This window comes from Streptomyces silaceus (assembly GCF_001419745.1).
GTDB classification, from domain to species: Bacteria; Actinomycetota; Actinomycetes; order Streptomycetales; family Streptomycetaceae; genus Streptomyces; species Streptomyces silaceus.
The window spans coordinates 1-22,518 of the sequence record NZ_LIRJ01000173.1 but is presented as its reverse complement, the minus strand read 5'-3'; the positions used below and the strand labels follow the sequence as shown (position 1 = coordinate 22,518).

The 22,518-nt window shown below is 71.2% G+C and carries 24 protein-coding genes; 17 read left to right on the top strand and 7 right to left on the bottom strand.

Annotated elements, in window-relative coordinates; all coding sequences use genetic code 11:
* Positions 1 to 177: 177 nt before the first annotated feature.
* Positions 178 to 1,107 (top strand): mycothiol synthase, encoded by a 930-nt coding sequence (gene mshD, locus AOK22_RS17300; RefSeq protein WP_055699565.1) that lies wholly within the window; start codon positions 178 to 180, stop codon positions 1,105 to 1,107.
* A gap of 91 nt (positions 1,108 to 1,198) precedes the next feature.
* Here the strand turns inward: mshD and AOK22_RS17295 are convergent, their stop codons facing one another.
* Entirely contained in the window at positions 1,199 to 1,615 is a 417-nt protein-coding gene (locus tag AOK22_RS17295; protein WP_055699564.1) for an LppU/SCO3897 family protein, read from the bottom strand.
* Positions 1,616 to 1,814: 199 nt separating this feature from the next.
* Here AOK22_RS17295 and AOK22_RS17290 point away from each other — a divergent pair, with 199 nt between their 5' ends.
* The 10 genes from AOK22_RS17290 (at position 1,815) to pstB (ending at position 12,520) form a co-directional block, all read left to right on the top strand.
* Positions 1,815 to 2,231, top strand: coding sequence for a GntR family transcriptional regulator (locus AOK22_RS17290; protein WP_055699563.1), 417 nt, complete (start codon positions 1,815 to 1,817; stop codon positions 2,229 to 2,231).
* On the top strand, positions 2,228 to 3,130 hold the full coding sequence (locus tag AOK22_RS17285; RefSeq protein ID WP_055699562.1) for an ABC transporter ATP-binding protein: 903 nt from the start codon (positions 2,228 to 2,230) through the stop codon (positions 3,128 to 3,130). The genes AOK22_RS17290 and AOK22_RS17285 overlap by 4 nt, the downstream gene beginning before the upstream one ends.
* Positions 3,127 to 4,095 carry a hypothetical protein gene (locus AOK22_RS17280; protein WP_055699561.1) on the top strand — a complete coding sequence of 323 codons (969 nt, stop codon included), beginning with the start codon at positions 3,127 to 3,129 and terminating at the stop codon, positions 4,093 to 4,095. Before AOK22_RS17285 ends, AOK22_RS17280 begins: the two co-directional genes overlap by 4 nt.
* A 136-nt stretch (positions 4,096 to 4,231) precedes the next feature.
* The gene (locus tag AOK22_RS17275) at positions 4,232 to 6,637 is read left to right on the top strand and encodes an RNA degradosome polyphosphate kinase (protein WP_107101959.1); all 2,406 of its coding nucleotides are present in this window, start codon (positions 4,232 to 4,234) and stop codon (positions 6,635 to 6,637) included.
* Position 6,638: 1 nt separating this feature from the next.
* Positions 6,639 to 7,706 (top strand): CHAD domain-containing protein, encoded by a 1,068-nt coding sequence (locus AOK22_RS17270; RefSeq protein WP_193433182.1) that lies wholly within the window; start codon positions 6,639 to 6,641, stop codon positions 7,704 to 7,706.
* Positions 7,703 to 8,161: an NUDIX hydrolase gene (locus AOK22_RS17265; protein ID WP_055699558.1), complete on the top strand. Its 459-nt coding sequence runs from the start codon at positions 7,703 to 7,705 to the stop codon at positions 8,159 to 8,161. Before AOK22_RS17270 ends, AOK22_RS17265 begins: the two co-directional genes overlap by 4 nt.
* A gap of 195 nt (positions 8,162 to 8,356) precedes the next feature.
* Complete coding sequence (gene pstS / locus AOK22_RS17260; protein WP_055699557.1) at positions 8,357 to 9,481, top strand: phosphate ABC transporter substrate-binding protein PstS; 1,125 nt, start codon at positions 8,357 to 8,359, stop codon at positions 9,479 to 9,481.
* A 115-nt stretch (positions 9,482 to 9,596) separates the two neighbouring features.
* The gene (gene pstC / locus AOK22_RS17255; protein ID WP_055699556.1) at positions 9,597 to 10,619 is read left to right on the top strand and encodes a phosphate ABC transporter permease subunit PstC; all 1,023 of its coding nucleotides are present in this window, start codon (positions 9,597 to 9,599) and stop codon (positions 10,617 to 10,619) included.
* Positions 10,616 to 11,689, top strand: a complete 1,074-nt coding sequence (gene pstA / locus AOK22_RS17250; RefSeq protein WP_055699555.1) for a phosphate ABC transporter permease PstA — start codon at positions 10,616 to 10,618, stop codon at positions 11,687 to 11,689. The genes pstC and pstA overlap by 4 nt, the downstream gene beginning before the upstream one ends.
* A 54-nt stretch (positions 11,690 to 11,743) precedes the next feature.
* On the top strand, positions 11,744 to 12,520 hold the full coding sequence (gene pstB, locus AOK22_RS17245) for a phosphate ABC transporter ATP-binding protein PstB (protein ID WP_055699554.1): 777 nt from the start codon (positions 11,744 to 11,746) through the stop codon (positions 12,518 to 12,520).
* 114 nt (positions 12,521 to 12,634) lie between these two features.
* Here the strand turns inward: pstB and AOK22_RS17240 are convergent, their stop codons facing one another.
* Positions 12,635 to 13,633 (bottom strand): inorganic phosphate transporter, encoded by a 999-nt coding sequence (locus AOK22_RS17240; RefSeq protein ID WP_055699553.1) that lies wholly within the window; start codon positions 13,631 to 13,633, stop codon positions 12,635 to 12,637.
* Between the two features lie 9 nt (positions 13,634 to 13,642).
* Positions 13,643 to 14,263 (bottom strand): DUF47 domain-containing protein, encoded by a 621-nt coding sequence (locus tag AOK22_RS17235; RefSeq protein WP_055699552.1) that lies wholly within the window; start codon positions 14,261 to 14,263, stop codon positions 13,643 to 13,645.
* Between the two features lie 194 nt (positions 14,264 to 14,457).
* On the opposite strand from AOK22_RS17235, the gene AOK22_RS17230 reads away from it, so the two are divergent.
* Positions 14,458 to 14,808 (top strand): metal-sensitive transcriptional regulator, encoded by a 351-nt coding sequence (locus AOK22_RS17230; protein WP_055699551.1) that lies wholly within the window; start codon positions 14,458 to 14,460, stop codon positions 14,806 to 14,808.
* Positions 14,809 to 14,846: 38 nt separating this feature from the next.
* Here the strand turns inward: AOK22_RS17230 and AOK22_RS17225 are convergent, their stop codons facing one another.
* A complete protein-coding gene (locus tag AOK22_RS17225) occupies positions 14,847 to 15,038 on the bottom strand; it encodes a hypothetical protein (RefSeq protein WP_055699550.1) in 192 nt (63 codons plus the stop codon).
* A gap of 104 nt (positions 15,039 to 15,142) precedes the next feature.
* Entirely contained in the window at positions 15,143 to 15,961 is an 819-nt protein-coding gene (locus AOK22_RS17220; protein ID WP_055699549.1) for an SCO4651 family lipoprotein, read from the bottom strand.
* A gap of 147 nt (positions 15,962 to 16,108) precedes the next feature.
* Between AOK22_RS17220 and AOK22_RS41910 the strand changes: the two genes are divergently transcribed.
* From AOK22_RS41910 to AOK22_RS40900, 4 genes are all read left to right on the top strand, one after another.
* A complete protein-coding gene (locus AOK22_RS41910) occupies positions 16,109 to 16,264 on the top strand; it encodes a hypothetical protein (protein WP_167357853.1) in 156 nt (51 codons plus the stop codon).
* Positions 16,265 to 16,328: 64 nt separating this feature from the next.
* A complete protein-coding gene (locus AOK22_RS17215; RefSeq protein WP_055699548.1) occupies positions 16,329 to 17,900 on the top strand; it encodes an FAD-binding oxidoreductase in 1,572 nt (523 codons plus the stop codon).
* Positions 17,901 to 18,191: 291 nt separating this feature from the next.
* Positions 18,192 to 19,082, top strand: coding sequence for a COG4315 family predicted lipoprotein (locus AOK22_RS40905; protein ID WP_107101958.1), 891 nt, complete (start codon positions 18,192 to 18,194; stop codon positions 19,080 to 19,082).
* Between the two features lie 71 nt (positions 19,083 to 19,153).
* Entirely contained in the window at positions 19,154 to 19,648 is a 495-nt protein-coding gene (locus AOK22_RS40900; RefSeq protein WP_055699546.1) for a sortase domain-containing protein, read from the top strand.
* A gap of 6 nt (positions 19,649 to 19,654) precedes the next feature.
* Here AOK22_RS40900 and AOK22_RS17200 read toward each other — a convergent pair whose 3' ends face one another.
* Positions 19,655 to 20,368, bottom strand: coding sequence for a phosphatase PAP2 family protein (locus AOK22_RS17200; RefSeq protein ID WP_055699545.1), 714 nt, complete (start codon positions 20,366 to 20,368; stop codon positions 19,655 to 19,657).
* 251 nt (positions 20,369 to 20,619) lie between these two features.
* Positions 20,620 to 21,630, bottom strand: a complete 1,011-nt coding sequence (locus tag AOK22_RS17195; protein WP_055699568.1) for a C40 family peptidase — start codon at positions 21,628 to 21,630, stop codon at positions 20,620 to 20,622.
* Between the two features lie 135 nt (positions 21,631 to 21,765).
* Here AOK22_RS17195 and AOK22_RS17190 point away from each other — a divergent pair, with 135 nt between their 5' ends.
* On the top strand, positions 21,766 to 22,425 hold the full coding sequence (locus AOK22_RS17190; RefSeq protein ID WP_244164838.1) for an RNA polymerase sigma factor: 660 nt from the start codon (positions 21,766 to 21,768) through the stop codon (positions 22,423 to 22,425).
* Positions 22,426 to 22,518: the final 93 nt, after the last annotated feature.

Below are 22,518 nucleotides of genomic sequence, written 5' to 3'. Positions count from 1 at the left end.
CGTAGCGCAACAGAGGGTTGCCGGTTACATCCTGGTTGCCATTGGGGGTGCGGGCAGGTCACCGTTCCGGGTGCGGGCCGGTCGTCGTTCCGGGTGCGGGCCGGTCACCGGGGGTGGCTCGGGCCGGTTGTCGTCGAGGACACGGGAGTCCGGGCCGGTCCCCGTACTCTCGACGTCATGACTGACGACCGCCCCGCCGAGGCCCCCGTACCGCTCCGGAAGATCGACACCCTCGCCGTACTCACCACCGCGCAGGCCGACGCCGTGCTCGCGCTGCTCGCCGAGGCCGCCCGCACCGACGGCCAGCAGGCGGTGTCCGAGCAGGGCAGGCTCCAGCTGAAGGGCGGCGCGCGCGAGGGCGTGCGGCACCTGCTGCTCGACATCGACGGCAAGCTCGTCGGCTACGCGCAGCTGGAGGACACCGACCCCGTGGAGGCGCCCGCCGCCGAGCTGGTCGTGCACCCCGCGCACCGCGGGCGCGGCCACGGCAGGGCGCTGGGCACGGCGCTGCTCGGCGAGTCGGGGCGCCGGCTGCGCGTGTGGGCGCACGGCGGACACTCCTCGGCCCGGCACCTGGCGCAGGTCCTCGGCCTGACCCTGTTCCGCGAACTGCGCCAGATGCGGCGGACGCTGGCGGACCTCGACCTGCCCGACCCCGTGCTCCCCGAGGGCGTCTCCGTGCGCGCGTTCGTCCCCGGGCAGGACGACGCGGCCTGGCTCGCGGTGAACGCGGAGGCCTTCGCGCACCACCCGGAGCAGGGCTCCCTCACGCAGCGCGACCTGGACGACCGCAAGGCGGAGCCGTGGTTCGACCCGGCGGGCTTCTTCCTCGCGGAGAAGGACGGCGAGCTGGTCGGCTTCCACTGGACGAAGGTGCACGCGCAGGAGGGCCTCGGCGAGGTGTACGTCGTCGGCGTGCGGCCCGGCGCCCAGGGCGGCGGCCTCGGCAAGGCCCTGACCACGGTCGGCCTGCGCCACCTCGCGCAGGCGGGCCTGCCGGCCGCGATGCTCTACGTGGACGCGGACAACAAGGCCGCGGTGAGCGTCTACGAACGCCTCGGCTTCGTCACGCACGAGACGGACCTGATGTACCGCACGGAGTCCTGAACCCGGCGCCCGCGGACGCGCGAAGGGCGCGGCGCTCCCCTCGGGGAACGCCGCGCCCTTCGCCGTACCGGCCTCCGGCCGCCGGGGCGGACTACTTCGCCGCGACCTGGCTCAGGCACATCGAGAACTGGACCCGGCCGCGCCGCGTCTGCTCGAAGCGGGACTGGCCGGGCTCGCACTCCTGCTCGTTCTTGCTCTCGACCTTGTACTCGGCCTTGGTGTCACCGCAGTCGATGACCTCCATGTCGGGGCTGCCCTCGGACCCCTTGTTCTGCACGCAGTCGCCGATCTCGGCGACGGCGGGCGCCTTGGCGCTCTCGCTGTCGGGGCCGGTGGTGTTGCCCCGGCTCGTGTACATCCAGACGCCGGCGATGATCGCCGCGATCACCAGGACGCCGACCTTCATCAGGGGCGAGAGGCCGGCGAACGCGCCGCCGCCACCGCCCTGCGGGAAGTGCCGGGGCGTACGGCGCCCCTGGGTCTGCTGGGTCCGCTGAGGCATGGACATGGTGAAGCCCCCGTCATTTCATGCGTGTTCACGTCAATGCTGAGCGGCAGACGGTACAAGATCGGCGGCCGCGCCCCGGAACCCGCCCCCGCCACCTCCATCAGTCCGTCACATCCCGCTCCCACCGGGCGACTTGACCGCGGAACCCATCTTGCACCACCCTTTCACTACTCAATTAGTGAAAGGGTGGTGCAAGGCAGTGGTCGCATACCGGATCGACCGGCGCAGCGGCGTCGCCACGTACCTCCAGATCGTCCAGCAGACCCGACAGGCCCTGCGCCTGGGCCTGTTGGAGCCCGGCGACAAGCTGCCCACGGCCCGCGAGGTCGTCGAGGCCACGGCCATCAACCCGAACACGGTCCTGAAGGCCTACCGCGAACTGGAGCGCGAGGGCCTCGTCGAGGCGCGCCGCGGCCTCGGCACCTTCGTCCGCCGGACGCTGGGCGGCGCGCCCGCCGACTCGCCGCTGCGGGGGGAACTCGCCGAGTGGGCCGTACGGGCCCGCGCGGCGGGCCTGGACAGGGACGACGTGGCGGCGCTCTTCACGGCCGTACTGGAAGAGCAGTTCAGCGAGTCGCACCACCAAGAGCACCTGACCAGGGGGGACTTGGCATGACCGACACCGCCATCGAGGCGACCGCACTGACCAAACGCTTCGGAAGGGACCGGTACGCCCTGCGCGACTGCGCGTTCCGGCTGCCCGTCGGACGCGTCTGCGCGGTCGTCGGCCCCAACGGCGCGGGCAAGTCGACGCTGCTCGCGCTGGCCGCGGGCCTCGACCGCCCCACGTCGGGCAGGCTCACCGTCCTCGGCACCGGCCCCGGCGAGGCCCGCGCCCGCGTCGCGTACGTCGCCCAGGACAAGCCGCTCCATCCGCAGCTGACCATCGCGGACACCCTGCGGCTCGGCGCCGAGCTCAACCCCGACCGCTGGGACGCGGCCACCGCCGAGCGCGTCACGAGCGGCGCCGGGCTCGACCCGAAGGCCCGCATCCGTACGCTCTCCGGCGGCCAGCGCACGCGCGTCGCGCTCGCCCTCGCGCTCGGCAAGCGCGCCGAACTCCTGCTCCTGGACGAGCCGATGGCCGACCTCGACCCGCTGGCCCGGCACCAGCTCATGGGCACGCTGATGGCGGAGGCCGCCGAACACGGCACGACCGTGGTCATGTCCTCGCACATCGTCAGCGAACTCGCCGACGCCTGCGACCACTTGCTCCTCGTGTCCGAGGGCCGCGTGCGGCTGGGGGGCGGCATCGACGACATCGTCGCCGCGCACGCCCTGGTGACCGGCAAGGGTCCCCTCGACGACCTCTCCGCGCACACGGTCGTGGAGTCCCGCGCCACGGGCCGCGGCCTGACCGCCCTGATCCGCACCGAAGTCCCGGTCGGCGAGGGCTGGGACGTCCAGGAACCCTCCCTGGAGGAGCTGCTGCTGGCCCATCTCCGTTCACCCGATGCACCGGCGCTCCTGACGCCGGGCACGACGGCCCGCCCCTCGGAAGGAGTGACGGCATGAGCCTGCCCACCCTGCACGGACCCCGCTGGGCGGAACTCCGCCTGCACCGCACCGCCCTGCTGACCGGCGGCGCCCTCGTCGTCGCGGCGCTGGCCTACACCGGCTGGCTGCGCTGGGCCGCCCGCGCCTACCCCGAACCCACGGGCGCCTGCACCTCCCACGGCACCTGCGAGACGTTCCTCGGCTTCCCCAGCGCACGCGACCTGCTCAGCATCAGCATGTCGAACGGCGCCGTGGCCCTGCTCCTGGTGCCCCTGCTCATCGGCGTCTTCGTCGCGGGACCGATGCTCGGGCGCGAGATGGAGTCCGGGGTGTACAAGCTCTCCTGGACCCAGTCGGTCTCCCCCACGCGCTGGCTGGCCACGAAGGTGACCACGGCCGCCGCGCTCGCCGCGGGCGGCACGCTCGCCCTCATGGCGGTCTTCCGGTTCGGCGCGTCCGGGATGATCGGCGTCCGCTGGGACCTCCACTGGGCCGACCGCGGCGTCTACGAGACGACCGGCCCCGCCCTCGTCGCGTACGCCCTTCTCGCCGTGGCCGCCGGCACGCTCGCCGGACTCCTCGTACGCCGCACGCTGCTCGCCATGGCCGCCACCGGCGTCGTCACCGGGCTCGTGCTGCTCCTGCTCGGCAACGCGCGCTGGCACCTGGTGCCCGCGCTCACGCGCAGCAAGCCGGCGACCGGGGACTCGTCCTGGGTGAGCATGTGGTCCACGAACTCCTTCGTCATGGACCAGGGCGTCACCAACGCCGCGGGCGAGCGCTTCTACCCGGGCCAGTGCCTCCCGAAGCCGATCCCCGGCTACTCCTGCCCCACCGACACCAAGGTCGTCAGCGCGTACGCGGACTACCACCCCCGGTCCCACTTCTGGTACGTCCAGCTCATCGAGACGGGCATCGTCCTGGCCCTCGCCGCCGCCGCCGTCTACGCCGCCTTCCGTATTCTGCGGCGCCGGGCGGCCTGAGCCTTTCGGCCAGGCGGCCGGATCCGTACGATCGGCGGAGCCCCCGGCGCTGTAGACGCCCGGGGGCCTTCGGCCGATGTCCCGCACGTCATGTCGCCGTAACCGTTGATTCAGACTGGCTTGCGACGCTCACTCAATGCAGCCCGCCCTGCCCGACCCTTCCCCGAAGAACGGGAAGCCCCGCCTCGCTCCCGCGCTCTCCGACGCGCCCATCGGCGTGCCCGCGCGGAAGAATGGCTCCATGAGCCAGCAGAACACGCAAGGACAGGCCCACCCGTCTTCCACCAACGCCCTTGACGGGGGCCCTGCGGGCCGCGAAAAAGTTCAGCACGTCCAGCCTTCCGTGGGTTCCATCGCCGCGCACCGGCCGCACACCATCGCCGCGACCGTCTCCGACCTGGACCCCGACATCGACGCGGATCTCGACGCGTACGACGAGGACGCCCAGGTCGGACACGACGGCACCGAACTGCCCCAGGGCCGTTTCCTCGACCGGGAGCGCAGCTGGCTCGCCTTCAACGAGCGCGTGCTCGAACTGGCGGAGGACCCCCACACCCCCCTCCTCGAACGGGCTAATTTCCTGGCGATCTTCGCCTCGAACCTGGACGAGTTCTTCATGGTCCGCGTGGCCGGCCTCAAGCGGCGCATCGCGACCGGCGTCGCCACCCGTTCCGCCTCCGGCCTGCAGCCCCGCGAGGTCCTCGAACTCATCTGGAACCGCTCCCGCGAGCTCATGGCCCGGCACGCCGCCTGCTACCAGGACGACGTCGCGCCCGGCCTCGCCGACGAGGGCATCCACCTGGTGCGCTGGCACGAGCTGACGGAGAAGGAGCAGTCCCGCCTCTTCACGCTCTTCCGGCAGCAGATCTTCCCCGTCCTGACCCCGCTGGCCGTGGACCCCGCACACCCCTTCCCGTACATCTCGGGGCTCTCGCTCAACCTCGCGGTCGTCGTCCGCAACCCGGTCTCCGGACATCAGCACTTCGCACGCGTGAAGGTCCCTCCGCTGCTCTCCCGCTTCCTGGAGGCCTCCCCGCAGCGCTACGTCCCGATAGAGGACGTCATCGCCGCCCCCGCGCACCTCCAGGAGCTCTTCCCGGGCATGGAGATCCTGGAGCACCACATGTTCCGGCTCACCAGGAACGAGGACCTGGAGGTCGAGGAGGACGACGCCGAGAACCTCCTCCAGGCGCTGGAGAAAGAGCTCATGCGGCGCCGCTTCGGGCCGCCCGTGCGCCTGGAGGTCGAGGAGTCCATCGACCCGAACGTGCTGGGCCTCCTGGTGCGCGAGCTGAAGATCAGCGAGGCCGAGGTGTACCCGCTGCCGGGCCCCCTCGACCTCACCGGCCTCTTCAGCATCGCCGCCCTGGACCGGCCCGAGCTGAAGTACCCCAAGTTCGTGGCCGGCACCCACCGCGACCTCGCCGAGGTCGAGTCGGCGTCCGCGCCCGACATCTTCGCCGCCCTTCGCGAACGCGACGTACTCCTGCACCACCCGTACGACAGCTTCTCCACGTCCGTGCAGGCGTTCCTGGAGCAGGCCGCGTCCGACCCGGACGTCCTCGCCATCAAGCAGACGCTGTACCGCACCTCGGGCGACTCCCCCATAGTCGACGCCCTGATCGACGCCGCCGAGTCCGGCAAGCAGGTCCTCGTCCTCGTCGAGATCAAGGCCCGCTTCGACGAGCAGGCCAACATCAAGTGGGCGCGGAAGCTGGAGGAGGCGGGCTGCCACGTGGTCTACGGCCTGGTCGGCCTGAAGACGCACTGCAAGCTCTCCCTCGTCGTGCGCCAGGAGGGCGAGGCCCTGGTCCGCTACTCGCACGTGGGCACCGGCAACTACCACCCCAAGACCGCCCGCCTCTACGAGGACCTCGGCCTGCTCACCTCGAACGCGGAGGTCGGCGCGGACCTCTCCGACCTCTTCAACCGCCTCTCCGGCTACTCCCGCCGCGAGACCTACCGCCGCCTCCTGGTGGCCCCCAAGTCCCTGCGCGACGGCCTCGTCTCCCGCATCAACAAGGAAACGCAGCACCACCGCGCCGGCCGCCCCGCCTACGTCCGCATCAAGGTGAACTCGATGGTCGACGAGGCGGTCGTCGACGCGCTGTACCGCGCGTCGCAGGCGGGCGTCGAGGTGGACGTCTGGGTGCGCGGCATCTGCGCGGTGCGCCCCGGTGTGGCGGGTCTGTCGGAGAACATCCGCGTACGCTCCGTACTCGGCCGCTTCCTGGAGCACTCCCGTGTCTTCGCCTTCGGCAACGGCGGCGAACCGGAGGTGTGGATCGGCAGCGCCGACATGATGCACCGCAATCTCGACCGCCGCATCGAGGCGCTGGTCAGGGTCCAGGACCCGGCGCACCGGGCGGCCCTCAGCCGGCTCCTGGAGACCGGTATGTCGGACACCACCGCCTCCTGGCACCTGGGCGCGGACGGCAACTGGACCCGCCACTCGGTGGACCCGGAAGGCCAGCCCCTGCGGAACGTACAGGAGATGCTCATAGACGCCCGGAGGCGCCGGCGTGGCACAGCAACACCATGAGATGACGGATACGCCGGGGACGGGTACCGCGGCGGGCGAGGCACTCTCGGCCTATCTGCAGGACCAGGCCACGGAGTTCCTCCGCTCCCTGCGGCTGCACCGCGAGTCCACGACGGACGCGCAGGGCGCCGAGGAGTCCCTGGCCGCGGCCCACTCCCTGCGCCGCGCGGCCCGCCGCATCGGCGCCACGCTGCACACCTTCCGCCCCCTCCTCGACCCGGAGTGGTCGGCCTCCCTGCGCCCCGAACTGTCCTGGCTCTCGGGCACGCTGGCCCAGGAGCACGCCTACGCCACCCGCCTCCACCGCCTCCTGGAGGCCTTGCACCGCCTTTCGGGCTCCGCCCCGGTCCCGGGCCCGGCGACAGAGCCGGCGACGACCGCCGTCACCGCCGCGGGCAGGCGCGGGTGGGCACGGCCCCCGGTGCCGGGCGGCGACAGCGGGGGCAGCGCCCCGCGCGGCCTCACCGTCGGCGCGGCCAAGGCCGCCGCTCTCCTGGAGCGGCAACTCACCCTGGCCCGCACCCGCGCCCACTCCACCGCTCTCCAGGCCTTCGGCTCCTCCCGCTTCCACGCGGTGGCGGACAACGTGGCCGTCCTGGCGAGCGAAGTCCCCCTCACCGGCGCCCAGGACGACCTGAAGCACCTGACCGCCACGGCGGAGGCCGACCTCAACGAAGCCGTCGCCGCCCTGCCCCTGGGCCAGGCGGGCCACCCCTACAACGCGGGCGCCCTCGTCCACGGCCTCGCCTCGGACACCGCCCCCGACGCCCAGGACGCCCCCTGGCTGAAGGTCCGCTCCCTGCTGCGCCTGCACCGGTACGCCCTGGAGCTCCTCCTCGACCACGCGCCCCCGGCACCCCGCATCGCCGACGCGAGCCACGCCCTGAACGTCCACCGCGAGGCCGCGGCAGCGGCGGCGGCCGCCGCCCAGGCGGCCCGCACCCCCCGCATCGCCCCGGCCACGGCGTACGCCCTGGGCGTGCTCCACGCCGACCAGCGCCACGAGGTCGAGGCCGCGCGGTTCGCCTTCCAGCAGGCCTGGCTGTACGAGGCGGTGAGTACGCGGTGACGTACGAGGAAGCACCCCGCGGCGAGCCGGGCGCGCGCCGGCCCAAGCAGGGCACCGTCCACGCGGCCGGCTGCGTCCTGTGGCGCCGCTCCCCGGTCGACGGCGCGCTGGAGATCTGCCTCGTCCACCGGCCCAAGTACGACGACTGGTCGCACCCCAAGGGCAAGCTGAAGCGCGACGAGGACCCCCTGGCGGGCGCCCTGCGCGAGGTCGAGGAGGAGACCGGCCACCGCTGCGCGCCGGGCCCCCGGCTGCCCACGGCCCGCTATGTCGCGGGCGGCCGCCCCAAGCAGGTCACCTACTGGGCCGCCGAGGCCACCGAGGGGCACTTCGTGCCCAACCGCGAGGTCGACCGCGTGCTCTGGCTGCCGCCCTTCGCGGCCCGCAACCGCCTCACCCAGCTCCGGGACCGGCAGCTCGTGGACGCCCTGCTCAGCGTGCTTAACCCTGCGTAGCGCGACCGCTACTCCTTGTCACACATCGTTCTAACCAGGCCGACCGCCGAGGTTCACCCTCCGTTCACTCACGCCCATCGGCCGCTTCACCTGTCCTGCCTAATTTCGGCCTTACAACACGACGTAAGACCTCAACACGCAAGACATCGCACGCCGCCAGCAAAGGGTCGGCGGCTCCCGGAAGGAAGACCCGAAGTGAAGCTTCAGCGCAAGAACCGGCTCCGCGCCCTCTCGCTCGGCGCCATCGCCGTCTCCGGCGCCCTGGCCCTCACGGCGTGCGGCTCCGACGACACGAGCGGCTCGGGCGGCGGCAAGGAGACCAACGCCAACGCCAACATCAAGTGCGACGACGCCAAGGGCCAGCTCGCCGCCTCCGGTTCCTCCGCGCAGAAGAACGCGATCGACGCCTGGCGGAAGGTCTACACGACCAACTGCAAGGACGTGCAGCTGAACTACAACCCGACGGGTTCGGGCGCCGGCATCACCGCGTTCCTCCAGGGCCAGACCGCCTTCGCGGGCTCCGACTCGGCGCTCAAGCCGGAGGAGATCGAGAAGTCGAAGAAGGTCTGCAAGGACAGCCAGGCCATCGACCTGCCCATGGTGGGCGGCCCGATCGCCATCGGTTACAACGTCCCCGGCGTCGACAACCTGACCCTGGACGCCAAGACCCTGGCCGACATCTTCAACGACAAGATCAAGACCTGGGACGACAAGGCGATCAAGAAGCTCAACCCCGACGTCAAGCTCCCCAGCACCAAGATCCAGGCCTTCCACCGCTCCGACGAGTCGGGCACCACCGACAACTTCACCAAGTACCTGAAGGGCGCCGCCCCCGACGCCTGGCCCTACGAGCCGGGCAAGCAGTGGGAGCCCAAGGGCGGCCAGTCCGCGAACGGCTCCGCCGGTGTCGCGGGCCAGGTCAAGCAGACCGCGGGCGCCATCTCGTACTTCGAGCTCTCCTACGCCGGTGAGGGCATCAAGACCGTCGACCTGAAGACGGGCGCCAAGGAGCCGGTGAAGGCCACCGTCGACAACGCCTCCAAGGCCATCTCCGAGGCCAAGGTCGTCGGCAAGGGCAAGGACCTCGCCCTGGAGCTGAACTACAAGCCGACCGCCGAGGGCGCGTACCCGATCACCCTGGTGACGTACGAGATCGTCTGCGAGAAGGGCAACAAGGCGGAGACGCTGCCCGCCGCCAAGTCCTTCCTGACCTACATCGCCGGCGAGGACGGCCAGAAGGTCCTCAAGGACAACGACTACGCGCCGATCCCCGAAGAGATCATCACCAAGGTCCGCTCCACCGTCGCGAGCCTGAGCTAGCTGAACCGAGTGCGGCCGGCCCCCACGAGACCGGGCCGGCCGCACCGTCCGGTGCACCGCCGCCACGGAGCGCCTGCGACAGCCGCACGGCGCCTCCGCAGACCGGAGAACCCCCATGGACATACCCAGCAATACGACCGCTCCTCCCCCCGTCGACGACGTCAAGCCGATCGCCCCGGTGAGCAAGGCAGCCGCCCGCGGCGCCACCCGCGCCGGTGACCGGATCTTCCTCGGACTCTCCCGTGGCTCCGGCATCGCGCTCCTCGTGATCATGGCCGCCATCGCGGCGTTCCTGACCTACCGCGCGGCCCTCGCGCTCTCCGACAACACGGGCAACTTCCTCACCACCTTCGAGTGGGACCCGGCCGGCAACACCACCGGCGGCAAGCCGTACTTCGGCATCGCCGTCCTGGTCTTCGGCACCGTGGTCAGCTCGGTGATCGCCCTGGTGATCGCCGTGCCCGTCGCCATCGGCATCGCGCTCTTCATCTCGCACTACGCGCCGCGCAAGCTGGCCACCCCCATCGCCTACGTGATCGACCTGCTGGCCGCCGTGCCCTCGATCGTGTACGGCCTGTGGGGCGCCCTCGTGGTCGCGCCCAACCTCACCGGCCTCTACAGCTGGCTCGACGACTACTTCGGCTGGACCGGCATCTTCGAGTACCAGGGCGGCGCCCCGCGCTCCCTGATGACCGTCGGCATCCTCCTCGCGATCATGATCCTGCCGATCATCACGAACGTGACCCGCGAGGTCTTCCTCCAGGTCCCGAAGATGCACGAGGAGGCCGCGCTGGCCCTCGGCGCCACGCGCTGGGAGGTCATCCGCATGTCGGTGCTCCCCTTCGGCCGCTCCGGCATCATCTCCGCCTCGATGCTGGGCCTCGGCCGCGCGCTCGGCGAGACGATCGCCGTCGCCACCGTGCTCTCCCCGACCTTCGTGATCCAGGCCTCCGTGCTCGACTACGGCGGCGGCACCTTCGCGCAGAACATCGCCAGCAAGTTCAACGAGGCCAGTGAGTACGGCCAGGACGCGCTCATCGCCTCCGGCCTGGTCCTGTTCATCATCACGCTGCTGGTCAACGGCGCGGCCCGCCTGATCATCGCGCGCCGCAAGGAGTACTCGGGGGCCAACGCATGAGCACCACGACACCCACCCCGCCCAACCCGCTGGTCAAGCGGCCCAGCACGCTCAAGGCCGCGACCCTGCCGCGCTGGTCCCCCGTGGCCGTCGCGCTCGGCTCCGCCGCCGTCGCCATCGCCGTCGGCGCGGGCGCGGGCCTGGAGAGCCGCATCCAGTGGGGCCTGATAGCCGCCCTGCTGTTCATCGTCGGGTCGTACGCCCTCGCGGTCGCCGTCGAGGGCAGCCGCCAGGCCAGGGACCGCCTCGCCACCTCGCTGGTGTGGGTCATGTTCCTGCTGGCCGTCGTCCCGCTGGCCTCGCTGATCTACGAGACCGTGCAGCGCGGCATCAAGGTCTTCGACGGGTACTTCCTCACCACCTCGATGGGCCTCCTCTCCGACGACGAGACCGGCGGCGGCATCTACCACGCGATCATCGGCACGCTGGAGCAGGTGCTCCTGGCCTCCCTGATCGCCGTGCCGATCGGCCTGCTCACCGCGGTCTACCTCGTCGAGTACGGGCGCGGGAAGCTCGCCAAGACCGTCACGTTCTTCGTCGACGTCATGACCGGCATCCCCTCGATCGTCGCGGGCCTGTTCGTCCTCAGCTTCTGGATCCTGATCCTCGGCTTCGGCTACTCCGGCTGGGCCGGCGCCATGGCGCTCGCCATCCTGATGATGCCGGTGATCGTCCGCTCCACCGAGGAGATGCTCAAGCTCGTCCCGAACGAGCTGCGCGAGGCCTCCCTCGCCCTCGGTGTCCCGAAGTGGCGGACCATCCTCAAGGTCGTCCTGCCCACCGCGATCGGCGGCATCACCACGGGCGTCATGCTCTCGGTGGCCCGCATCGCCGGTGAGACCGCGCCGGTCCTGCTCCTGGTCTGGGTGAACCCCATGATCAACACGAACCCCTTCGAGGGCTCGCAGGGCTCGCTGCCGCTGTACATCTACCAGCAGTACGCGGCCGGCACCGACGCGTCGTACGACCGCGCCTGGGCCGCGGCCCTCGCCCTCATCGGCTTCATCATGATCCTCAACCTGGCGGCCCGCGGCGTAGCCCGCTGGAAGGCCCCCAAGACGGGCCGCTGACGCGGCCACATCAGCGACCCTCGCACGTTCCTTTCGAAAGAAGCAGTGATCCCCATGGCCAAGCGAATCGACGTATCGGGCCTGACCGCCTACTACGGCTCCCACAAGGCGATCGACGACATCTCGATGACCGTGGAGCCCCGTTCCGTGACGGCCTTCATCGGCCCGTCCGGCTGCGGCAAGTCCACCTTCCTGCGCACCCTGAACCGCATGCACGAGGTCACCCCCGGCGGGCGCGTCGAGGGCAAGGTGCTCCTGGACGACGAGGACCTCTACGGCAGCGGCGTGGACCCGGTGGCCGTGCGCCGCACGGTCGGCATGGTCTTCCAGCGCCCCAACCCGTTCCCCACGATGTCGATCTTCGACAACGTCGCGGCGGGCCTGAGGCTCAACGGCTCGTACAAGAAGAGCGAGCTGAACGACATCGTCGAGAAGTCCCTCAAGGGCGCGAACCTCTGGAACGAGGTCAAGGACCGCCTGAACAAGCCGGGCTCCGGCCTCTCCGGCGGTCAGCAGCAGCGTCTGTGCATCGCGCGGGCCATCGCGGTCGAGCCGCAGGTCCTGCTCATGGACGAGCCCTGCTCGGCGCTCGACCCGATCTCGACGCTCGCGATCGAGGACCTGATCGGTGAGCTGAAGGAGCGTTTCACGATCGTCATCGTGACGCACAACATGCAGCAGGCGGCGCGCGTCTCGGACCGCACGGCGTTCTTCAACCTCGCCGCCGTCGGCCAGCCGGGCAAGCTCGTCGAGATCGACGACACGGAGCGGATCTTCTCCAACCCGTCGGTCCAGGCGACCGAGGACTACATCTCGGGCCGCTTCGGCTGATCCGTGACTCCCCGCGGTGCTGCATGGCGGTGCCACCGCAGGGGCAACAAGAAGGGCCCGCCCCTGGCTCCCGGGGGCGGGCCTTTCCCATGTTCCTGCGGTGCCGGTGCGCGGCTACAAGAAGGCGAGGTTGACGATCCAGAAGCTGATGGCCGCGACGATCGCGGCCGCGGGCATCGTGATGAACCAGCCCAGGATGATGTTCTTGGCGACACCCCACCGCACCGCGTTGACCCGCTTCGTCGCGCCCACACCCATGATCGCGGAGGTGATGACGTGGGTCGTCGAGATCGGCGCGTGGAACATGAACGCGGTCGTGAACATGATGCCCGCGCCCGTGGTCTCCGCGGCGAAGCCCTGCGGCGGGTCCAGCTCGATGATCTTCCGGCCGAGGGTCCGCATGATGCGCCAGCCGCCCGCGTACGTACCGGCCGAGAGCATCACCGCACAGGCGATCTTGACCCAGACCGGGATCGGCGCGTCCGCGCTCTGCACGTCCGAGATGACCAGGGCCATCACGACGATGCCCATCGTCTTCTGCGCGTCCTGCAGACCGTGACCGAGGGCCATGCCGGCCGCCGACACCGTCTGCGCGATGCGGAAGCCGCGCTTGGCCTTGTGCGGGTTGGCCTTGCGGAACATCCACATGATCGCGCACATGACCAGGTAACCGGCGACGAGGCCGACCACCGGCGACAGGAACATCGGGATGACGATCTTGTCGACGACGCCGGACCAGATGACGCCGATCCCGCCCGCGAGCGCCGCGCCGACCATGCCGCCGAACAGCGCGTGCGACGAGGACGAGGGCAGTCCGAAGTACCAGGTGATCAGGTTCCACACGATCGCGCCGATGAGCGCCGCGAAGAGGATCCACATCCCCTTGTCACCGTGCGGGGTCTCGATGATCCCCTCGCTCACGGTCTTGGCGACGCCGCTGCCCATGAAGGCGCCGGCGAGGTTCATCACGGCGGCCATGGCCAGCGCCGCGCGTGGCGTCAGCGCACGCGTGGAGACGGATGTGGCGATGGCGTTCGCGGAGTCGTGGAAGCCGTTCGTATACGTAAATCCGAGCGCGACGCCGATGGTCACGACCAAAGCAAAGGTGTCCATGGCGGTGCCTCAGGACTCCTTGACCGCGATGGTCTCCACCGTGTTGGCGACGTGCTCGAACGCGTCGGCCGCCTCTTCCAGCACATCCACGATCTGCTTGAGCTTCAGCACCTCGATGGCGTCGTACTTGCCGTTGAAGAGGTGGGCGAGCAGCTTGCGGTGGATCTGGTCGGCCTGGTTCTCCAGACGGTTGACCTCGATCCAGTACTCGGTGAGGTTGTCCATGGTCCGGAGGTTCGGCATGGCCTCGGCCGTCAGTTCGGCGGCCCGCGACAGGACCTCGATCTGCTGCTCGACGCCCTTGGGAAGTTCCTCGACCTGATACAGGACGACCAGGTCGACGGCCTCCTCCATGAAGTCCATGATGTCGTCGAGGGACGACGCGAGGGAGTAGATGTCCTCGCGGTCGAACGGTGTGATGAAGGAGGAGTTCAGCTGGTGGAAGATCGCATGCGTGGCGTCGTCTCCCGCGTGTTCCGCGGCCCGCATACGCTCTGCGATCTCGGCCCGTGCGGAAGAGTCCGCTCCGAGCAGTTCCATCAGGAGCTTCGAGCCCGTGACGATGTTGTCCGCGGATGCGGCGAACATGTCGTAGAAGCTCGTCTCCCTGGGGGTCAGACGAAAGCGCACGTGGGGTCCTCGGGGTGCTTTGGATGCGGTCAGGCTGATGCTAGGCGCATCATCCGGCCACGGCTAACCGGCCGCCCCCCAGTGTCGCCCATCAGGCACAGTGATCAGCACACCCCCCGAGAAATCGGCTACCATATACCCACCAGGGGTATATGGATCTGCAGAAATGCGGGAATGTCCAACAGGAGGACGCGATGACGACCACCGAGGCGGCCGGCGCGGCCACGACCACGCCCGAAGCGCCCTCCGACCACGCGCACGGGGTGCACGGCTACCACAAGCAGAAGGACGAGCACCTCAAGCGCCTGCGCCGCATCGAGGGCCAGATCCGCGGCCTGCAGCGCATGGTCGAGGAGGACGTCTACTGCATCGACATACTCACGCAGGTCTCCGCGAGCACGAAGGCCCTGCAGTCCTTCGCGCTGCAGCTCCTGGAGGAGCACCTGCGGCACTGCGTGGCCGACGCCGCGGTCAAGGGCGGTACGGAGATCGACGCGAAGGTCGAGGAGGCGACGAAGGCGATCGCCCGCATGATGCGGACGTGACGCCCGCGGCGGCCCCGCCCCGGCCGCGGGCGGCGGGGCTAGGCGCGGTCCTCGTCCGAGGGGGGCTGTTCCCGGCCGTCGGAGACCTTCAGGACCTCGTCGATGCGGTCGAAGCTCAGGCGCTCGGCCGCCGCGCTCGCCGCGATGATGAGGTCGCCGCACAGCTCGATCTCGGCGAGGGCGACGTGGTCCTGAACAGCCGTACCGCCACGCATCGGAGCCACGTTCATCACCTCTTCCTGACCCGTTCCTGCCGGTACCGATTTCCTAGAGTAGGGAGCGGTCTACACAACGCGCATGGCACGGACGGACCATTTCCACCAGCCGTTCGCGACTACTGCCCGGCAATCTTCCCGGCGAAGATGTCCTTCTCGGCCGGAATTCGCACGTCCGCCGGTGCCCCGAAGTCGTACAGCAACGTGGTGGACGCCACATCCGCGTCGGCCACGGAGAACTGCTGCCTCAGCTTGCGCACCCGCCCCAGCTCGTCGAGGTAGACGTCGAAGGGCACGCTCCCCTTGCTGAACCCTTTCGCCGCCGCGGCGCCCAGCGCACCGCGATGACCTGCGGAGGCCGCCTTCGCCGCGTCCTTCAGGTCCGCGACCCCGCGGTAGTGCCCCACCTCGGCGCCGCCGACCCGCTCCTCCCCCACGAACACCACCTTCTCCGCTCCGCGCAGCAGCTCCGCCGCCGCGAGGGGATCCGTGGCACCACCGGTGACCAGATTCCCGTCCGAGAGCGAACGTGTCTCGATCCGCACCCACTTGTCGGCGGGCACCCCGGCCCCGCGGTTCTTCATGTACAGCGCGCCCGCGGTCATCAGCTCGGTGATGGGCCGGTGCCCGCCGTCCCCCGCGGTCTCCGTCGGCAGGACCACCTCGAACCGGCCCCGCTGCCGCCGGAAGTCGTAGACGCCGCTGCCGCGGATGGTGACGCGCGTACCACCGCTGGCCATCTCCATCGACGTACGCGCCTTGGAACCGCCCGCCCGGACCAGGGAGTCGGCGGACTTGCGCACCACGGCCCGCGGATCGCCGCCGTGGCGGCCGTCGGCGGCGGCGCCGGTCCGGGAGCATCCCGCGGTGAGAGCCATGAGCCCCGCCACCGCGACCGCGGTCACCGCCGTGCCCGTGTGCCTGTGCCGCTGCGCCATCGCTCGTGTACCCCCAAGCGTTCCGGGCGTTCCCGCGCCTGCCGTTCCCCCGTCGTCCCCCTAACGATCGGTGCGTTGACCCGTCACGCGGACGAGTCCCCACACGACGGCCGACGCCCGTTCACCCGGGCTCGGTACGGTGACGGCGTGCCCGATCAGCAAGACCCCGCCTCCCACCGCACGACGACGGTCGAGAAGGGCCGTTTCGTCTCCGCGCACTGCTCCTGCGGCTGGCGCGGACCCGCCCGCAGGGCCCGCAGCAAGGCCCGTTCGGACGCGGCCGAGCACGAGGCATCGCCCTAGCCCCGCGCGGGAACCCGTCGGCCCCGCACACCGTCTCGTTCTCCGGGAAGCGACGGGAGGCGTCATGGAACGACGTACGTTCATCGGCACAACGGCGGCCACGCTGGCCGCGGCGGCGGTCTCGGGCTGCACCGCCCAGAGCACGGGCGGCAGCGGCGGCACCGCCTCGCGCAGCGGCACCGGCACCGGGACGCCCGTCAGGACCGCCAGCGCCGCCGCGTCGGCCCCCGCCACCCTCAAGGCCCTCGCCCGCGACCTGGACGGCACCCTCGTCCAGCCCGGCGAGGCACAGTGGGCGGCGGCCCGCCAGCTGTACAACACGCGCTACGACGACCTGCGGCCCACCGCCGTCGCCTACGTCGCGCACGCGGACGACATACGCACCGCCTTCGCGTACGCCCGCGCCCACCGCACCCCGGTCGCGATCCGCAACGGCGGCCACTCCTACGCCGGCTGGTCCTCCGGCACCGGCCGGCTCGTCATCGACGTGTCGAAGCTGAACAAGATACGGGCGAGCGGCTCCACCGCCACGATCGGCGGCGGCGCCAAGCTCATCGACGTCTACCGCTCGCTCGCCGCGAAGGGCGTCACCCTCCCCGCGGGCTCCTGCCCGACCGTCGGCATCTCCGGCCTCACCCTCGGCGGCGGCCACGGCGTCGTCTCCCGGGCCTACGGCCTGACCTGCGACAGCCTCACGTCCGCCACCCTCATCACGGCCGACGGCAAGCAGCTCACCGCCTCCAAGTCCGAGAACAAGGACCTCTTCTGGGCGCTGCGCGGCGCGGGCAACGGCAACTTCGGCGTCGTCACCGAGCTGAGCTACCGCACGCACGCCGCGCCCCAGGGCGTCTCCGCGTACATGACCTGGCCCTGGTCGAAGGCGGCGGCCGTCATCAAGGCCTGGCAGGAGTGGGGCCCCGACCAGCCCGACGAGATCTGGTCCTCCGCCCACCTCGCGAACACCCCCGGCGGCACCCCCACCGTCTCCGTCGCCTGCTTCTCGCTCGGCACGTACGGCGAGCTGCAGAACGCCGTCGACCGCCTCGCCGACAGGATCGGCGCGCCCGCGCGCAGCGTCTCGCTCAGGCGGCGTACGTACGAGGAGTCGATGGAGGTGTACGCGGGCTGCTCGTCCTTCGCGGCCGACGCCCAGTGCCATCTGCCCGGCGCGACGCCCGGCCGCAGCCCGCAGGGCGCCCTCAAGCGCGAGACGTACGCGGCCAGTTCGGACTTCTTCGACCGCTCGCTGTCGGCGGCGGGCATCCGCGCGCTGCTCTCGCAGATCGAGAACGTGACGGGTGCGAGCGCGGGCAGCATCGCGCTCACCGCGCTCGGCGGCGCCATCAACCGCGTCGACCCGACGGCGACGGCCTTCGTGCACCGCCGCTCGCGGATGCTGGCGCAGTACATCGCGTCCTGGCGCGCGGGCACCTCCGGCAAGCCCGCGCAGGCCTGGCTGAAAAAGGCCCATGGGGCGATGGGGCGGTACGCGTCCGGCGCGGCCTACCAGAACTACACGGACGCCACGCTGACGAACTGGCGCGAGGCGTACTACGGGGACGCGGCGCCGCGTCTGAAGAAGCTGAAGAAGCAGTACGACCCGAAGCGGTTCTTCGACTTCCCGCAGGCGCTGTAGCTCGCCCGGGCGGGCGGGCTCTTCCGGGTGGGGCGGGCTCTCCCCGTGCGGGGCCGGACAGACTCTCCCTGGCGGAGGCCGGTCGGGCCCTCCCCGCGCCCCCGCGCCGATCCGCGTCGCGGCGGGCCTGGCGGGAGCCGGACAGCCCCTCCCGCGCAGGGGTCAGACAGCCCCTCCCGGACAGAGGCCTGCCGGCCTGGATCATCCGTTCGGCCGCGTCCTCAACCCGTTCGGCCCCGCCCAACACGCCCTCAGGTGGCCCACCCCGCTGGACAGCGCTGGCCTGAGAGCATGACGCCACCGCACAGCACCACCCGAATAGCCACCGTCACCGTGGCCGCGGCCGCCGCCCTCACGCTCTGTCTCGCGGGCCCCGCGCTCGCCCTGGACAAGCCCACCGAGCCCGGCGAACTGACCCTCGTCGACACCCCCAAGGGCAAGGCGCTCGCCGACAAGGACGGCAATCCGCTCTACACGCGCGACGCAGACAAGGCCGACACCCCCGACTGCACCGGGGAGTGCGCCACGACCTGGCCCGCCGCGATCGGCTACCCCACCAAGGCCGACGACGTCACCGGCCAGACCGCGCAGACCGAGGACGACGCCACCGACGCCGACCAGCCCCAGGTCATCTACGAGACCCGGCCCCTCTACTACTTCAAGGACGACGAGAAGGGGCAGGACCCCAAGGGCCAGGACGTCGAGGGCTGGAGCCTGCTCGGCGCGGACGGCAAGGAGCTGGGCGCGGGCGCCGCGAACGACGCCACGGACGAGTCGGCGTCCCCGGAGGCGTCCGGCGAGGCGTCCGCTTCTGCCGAGGCGTCCGCGGAAGGGTCCGCCGAGGCCTCTCCCGACGCCTCGCAGTCGCCGTCCACGAACGTCTCCGCCAACTCCTCCGCGACCCCGATGCCGACGGCGCCCTCCGGCGACACGTCCGCCGGGACGGACACCGGGACGGGCACGGACAGCGGCACGGGGACCGGCACCGACACCGGCGCCCTCAAGGCCACCCCGTCCGGCGCGGCCCGGGGCGGTGCCCCGCACGCCACGGCCGCCGACGAGCACCCCTCGTCCGGTCCGCTGGCCATCGCCTCCGCGGCCGTCACCGGGGCCGCCGCCGGCGCCGGCATCTGGCTGCTGCGCCGCCGCAGGGAACGCGGCACCGGCGCGGAGCACCACTGAGCCGCGCCCTGCGGCGGACGGCGGCGCCCCTGCTGCTCGCGGCGGCCGCGGTCCTCGCGGCGGCGCCCGCGGTGGGCGACCGGGCGCCGGAGCGGGGCGAGCGCCTGCGCATCCCGGCGATCGGCGTGGACGCCGGACTCCTGCCGGTCGGCCTCGACCGGCGGGGCGCCCTGGAGGTGCCGTCGTTCCGGGACGCGGCCGAGGTCGGCTGGTACACCCTGGGCCCCCGTCCGGGCGCCCGGGGCCCGGCCGTCCTGGTGGGGCACCGTGACGCGCCCGCCGAGGACGGCGGCAGGGGCTACCGGGACGCCGTGTTCGCCCGCCTGGACCGGCTGCGGCCCGGCGACCGGATCGAGACGGTGACCGCCGGGGGCGCGCGTACGACGTTCGAGGTGACGGCCGTCGACACGTACCGCACGACGGCCTTTCCCACGGCCAAGGTCTACGCACCCGCCGCCGAGCCCCAACTGCGCCTGCTCAGCTGCGGCGGGCGCATCGGCGCGGACGGCCACTGGGACTCGAACGTGGTCGTCAGCGCGACGCGGAGAGCAGCGAACGCCGGGTGACGGGTGCTACGCCGCGAGGTCCCGCTCGTCCGGGTCGGCCGCGGCGGCCGGGGACGGCGTCGTCTCGCTCAGCGGCGTGGCGACAGGGCCCACTTTGCGGTCCCAGACCAGCCGGCCGAGGCTCCGGGTCCGCCCGATCGCCTTGGTGAGCGGGGTGAGCAGCGCCATGGCGAGCGGCGAGAGGAGCAGGGCGACGGCGGTGCCGAGCGCGAAGCCGCCGACGACGTCCGTCGGGTAGTGGACGCCCATGAAGACCCGGCAGAAGCCCTCCAGGGCCGCGAGGCCGAGGCCGACGAGGCCGAACTTCCGGTTGGCGACGAAGAGTCCGGCGCCGATGGCCATGGCGAGCGTCGCGTGGTCGCTGACGAAGGAGTAGTCGGTCTTGCCGTCGATCAGGGGGTCGATGCCCTCGTGGTCGAGGAACGGGCGGGGCCGCTCCACGAAGCCGCGGATGGGGATGTTCACGAGGACGGCGATGCCCGCGGCGAGGGGCGCCCAGACGACGGCGGCGACGGACGAGGCGGCGTCGTCGAGGGTGCCTCGCCTGCGCTGGCCCCACCAGCACCACACCACCAGGAGCACGAGGGCGAGCAGCAGGCCGTACTCCCCGACGAACGTCATCGCGGAGTCGAACCAGGAAGGGGTGTCCTTCGTCAGGCCGTTGATGTCGTAGAGCAGGCCGACGTCGGGGTTCGACCCGGATTCATCGAGTCCAGCCATGGCGCTGCGGCCCTTTCGTCTTCTCGCCCATGGGCGCACTCACCGCACACCCGTCCATCAACCCCCGTGGTCGGTCGGTCCAGTCAAGGGAACGCCCAGTCCCCTCTCCTACGTTCCTCTCTCCACCGAAAGATCACGCAGACGTTATCGAAGAGAGATACATCGCCGCAGCTCAGGGGAGTGTTTTAACGGAGAGTTCAAGCCATATCACCCCTTGCGCACGGTTCCGTCTTCCCTTCCGCGACGGTCCCTCAGACCTCTGACGGCTTGGTCGGCAGGGCCTTCGCCCCGTCCTTCGTGACTCGGGTCGCGCCAAAATAATCCGGGGTGTCGATCGGGTCGAAACGGATCACGGCACCCGTCCTCGGGGCGTCGATCATGTAGCCCCCGCCGACGTAGATCCCCACGTGCCGGATGGCACGCGAGTTGGTGAGGTCGTCCGAGAAGAACACCAGGTCGCCGGGGAGCAGTTCGTCGCGCTTGGGGTGCGGGCCCGCGTTCCACTGGTCGTTGGCGACGCGCGGCAGCGTGATGCCGACGGAGCGGTAGGCGGCGAGCGTGAGACCCGAGCAGTCGAAGCGGCCGTTCTGCTCCGGCGTGCCGTTGCCGCCCCACAGGTACTCGGTGCCGAGCTTCTTCTGCGCGTACGTGATGGCCCCCGCCGCCTGCTGCGACGGCTGCACGCGCCCCACGGGCCGCGCGAAGCTCTTCGAGAGGGTGGTGATGGTCTTCACGTAGTTCTGCGTCTCGCGGTACGGGGGCACGCCGCCGTACTTGATGACGGCGTACGCCCCCGCGTTGTACGCGGCGAGCATGTTCTTCGTCTGGTCGCCCGGGGCGTCCTTCACATAGCCGGCCAGCTTGCAGTCGTACGAGGCCGCGGAGGGGATGGCGTCCTGCGGGTCCCAGACGTCCCGGTCGCCGTCGCCGTCGCCGTCGACGCCGTGCGCGGCCCAGGTCCCGGGGATGAACTGCGCTATCCCCAGCGCCTGCGCCGGGCTCTTGGCGCGCGGGTTGAACCCGCTCTCCTGATAGAGCTGGGCGGCGAGCAGCGCGGGGTTGATCGCCTTGCAGAGATTGCCCCACTTCTGCACGAGGGGCTGATAGGTCGCGGGCACGGCGCCCTTCGCGAGACCGACGGAGCCGCCGCTCGTGCCGCCGGCGAGGCCTCCCGCCGCCATGTACGTCCCGACGACGAGCAGCCCGATGAAGCCGAGGGACCCGCCGATCCCGACGGAGGCGACCAGCCACGCCTTACGCACCGTCAACCACCCCTCACCCACCGGCAGTCCGCCGCCGCTCAGTGTAGAGGCCACGTGCGACAGTGACAGGGATCATTCCCCGAGAAAACTTCCGGAACACCGGGAACCCCACCTCGCGCGCGGACAACACCTCACGTGACCAACTCATTCTCATTGCACGCCCGGATCCGGGCCGGGGATCCGGAGGCGTTCCGCGAGCTGTTCCGCGACCACTCCCCGCTGGTCTACCGGCACGCGCTGCGCGTGAGCGGCGACTGGGCGACGGCCGAGGACGTGGTCTCGCTGACGTTCCTGGAGGCGTGGCGGCTGCGCGGCAAGCTGCGGGACGAGGGCGAGACGCCCCGGCCGTGGCTGATGGGCATCGCCGTGAACGTCCTCCGCAACACCTCGCGGGCCGCGCGCCGCTACCGCGACGCGGTGGGCCGCGTCCCCGCGGCCGGCTCCGTCCCCGACTTCGCCGACGAGCTCGTCGGGCGGATCGCGGACGCCGAGCAGCTGGCCGCCGCGCAGTCCGCGCTGCGGCGGCTGCGGCGGGCCGAGCGCGAGGTGTTCACCCTCTGCGTCTGGTCCGGCCTCGGGTACGCGGAGACGGCCGAGGCCCTCGGCATCGCGGTCGGCACGGTGCGCTCGCGGCTGTCCCGGGCGCGGACGCGGCTGCGGAAGCTGGCGGCGGAGGAGCTGGCGGCGGGGCGTGAGGTACGTACGGAAAACAGGGAACTGCCCCGAATGGGCGGACAAGTACAGGTTGACCGCTCATCCGGGGCGGTCAGGTCGGACAAGGAGGGGAACCGATGAAGCGCACTCCGTGGGGGCGTTCGGCGCGGCACGAGCCGCTGGACCACGTGGAGTTGGCCCGGCTGCTGCCGGCGCCCGGCGACCCGGCCCTCC

Bases quoted from the DNA above. Each gene is read 5' to 3' on its own strand.
- AOK22_RS17270 (WP_193433182.1), top strand. From the start codon at position 6,639: ATGACGGATACGCCGGGGACGGGTACCGCGGCGGGCGAGGCACTCTCG.
- AOK22_RS17200 (WP_055699545.1), bottom strand. From the start codon at position 20,368: ATGGCTGGACTCGATGAATCCGGGTCGAACCCCGACGTCGGCCTGCTC.
- AOK22_RS40905 (WP_107101958.1), top strand. From the start codon at position 18,192: ATGACGCCACCGCACAGCACCACCCGAATAGCCACCGTCACCGTGGCC.
- AOK22_RS17280 (WP_055699561.1), top strand. From the start codon at position 3,127: ATGAGCCTGCCCACCCTGCACGGACCCCGCTGGGCGGAACTCCGCCTG.
- AOK22_RS17215 (WP_055699548.1), top strand. From the start codon at position 16,329: ATGGAACGACGTACGTTCATCGGCACAACGGCGGCCACGCTGGCCGCG.
- AOK22_RS17275 (WP_107101959.1), top strand. From the start codon at position 4,232: ATGCAGCCCGCCCTGCCCGACCCTTCCCCGAAGAACGGGAAGCCCCGC.
- AOK22_RS17295 (WP_055699564.1), bottom strand. From the start codon at position 1,615: ATGTCCATGCCTCAGCGGACCCAGCAGACCCAGGGGCGCCGTACGCCC.
- pstA (WP_055699555.1), top strand. From the start codon at position 10,616: ATGAGCACCACGACACCCACCCCGCCCAACCCGCTGGTCAAGCGGCCC.
- mshD (WP_055699565.1), top strand. From the start codon at position 178: ATGACTGACGACCGCCCCGCCGAGGCCCCCGTACCGCTCCGGAAGATC.
- pstB (WP_055699554.1), top strand. From the start codon at position 11,744: ATGGCCAAGCGAATCGACGTATCGGGCCTGACCGCCTACTACGGCTCC.
- AOK22_RS17285 (WP_055699562.1), top strand. From the start codon at position 2,228: ATGACCGACACCGCCATCGAGGCGACCGCACTGACCAAACGCTTCGGA.
- AOK22_RS17225 (WP_055699550.1), bottom strand. From the start codon at position 15,038: ATGAACGTGGCTCCGATGCGTGGCGGTACGGCTGTTCAGGACCACGTC.
- AOK22_RS17230 (WP_055699551.1), top strand. From the start codon at position 14,458: ATGACGACCACCGAGGCGGCCGGCGCGGCCACGACCACGCCCGAAGCG.
- AOK22_RS17220 (WP_055699549.1), bottom strand. From the start codon at position 15,961: ATGGCGCAGCGGCACAGGCACACGGGCACGGCGGTGACCGCGGTCGCG.
- pstC (WP_055699556.1), top strand. From the start codon at position 9,597: ATGGACATACCCAGCAATACGACCGCTCCTCCCCCCGTCGACGACGTC.
- AOK22_RS17240 (WP_055699553.1), bottom strand. From the start codon at position 13,633: ATGGACACCTTTGCTTTGGTCGTGACCATCGGCGTCGCGCTCGGATTT.